The 708-nt window shown below is 71.8% G+C and carries 2 protein-coding genes; both read right to left on the bottom strand.

Translation table 11 applies throughout. The features are described from left to right. A partial coding sequence (locus tag ESO86_RS18080; protein ID WP_207207234.1) for a macro domain-containing protein occupies nucleotides 1-203 on the bottom strand: 203 nt, incomplete at its 3' end. Between the two features lie 7 nt (nucleotides 204-210). Further along, nucleotides 211-489 (bottom strand): metal-sensitive transcriptional regulator, encoded by a 279-nt coding sequence (locus ESO86_RS18075; RefSeq protein ID WP_129236061.1) that lies wholly within the window; start codon nucleotides 487-489, stop codon nucleotides 211-213. Between the last annotated feature and the right edge of the window lie 219 nt (nucleotides 490-708).

Raw genomic sequence — 708 nt, 5'->3', positions numbered from 1 at the left:
GCCACCGCGCCGCCCGTCGGCAGCCCGTCGGGCAGCGTCGTCGGGCGGAGCCGTCGGCACTCCGCGAGGATCTCGGGCCCGCCCGCGCGGTGGATCGCCCCGTCGACGCCCCCGCCGCCGAGCAGCGACGTGTTCGCCGCGTTCACGATCGCGTCGACGCGCTCGCGCGTGAGGTCGCCGGTGACGAGCTCGATCCGCGGCATCCGGTCGTCAGCCCCGGTTGTTGGAGAGCTCGAAGATGCGCACGAGCTCGGCCACCGCCTCCTCGCGCTGGTCGCCGCCCTGCTCGTACATGTGCGAGACGTGGGTGCGCAGGTGGTTCTCGACGAGCAGCTTGTTCAGCGACCCGAGGGACTTCTGGACCGCGAGCGACAGCGTGATGATGTCGATGCAGTAGTCGTCGTTCTCGATCATCTTCTCGATGCCGCGGAGCTGGCCCTCGATGATCTTCGTGCGGTGCAGCGCGCGCTTCTTGATGTCCTCGATCACCCCGTCAGGATACGCCCGCGCGCGATACCCGGGGCCGTATCCGATATCGCGGGCCGCGAACGCGCTGCCGGTCGCGTCGGTACGCGGCGACGGATGACGCGGGGGCGCCCGGTTCGCTAGCGTGAGCGCATGACGACCCCGCGTCCGATCCGGCGACGGCCGCTCCTCGTCGCGGCCGGCGCACTGGCCGCGTTCGTGCTGGGCATCGGGCCCGCGGCG

The sequence above is a fragment of the Agromyces binzhouensis genome (assembly GCF_004135055.1).
Classification (GTDB): domain Bacteria; phylum Actinomycetota; class Actinomycetes; order Actinomycetales; family Microbacteriaceae; genus Agromyces; species Agromyces binzhouensis.
Note: the sequence above shows the minus strand (reverse complement) of the source record. Positions and strands in the feature narration are given on the sequence as shown.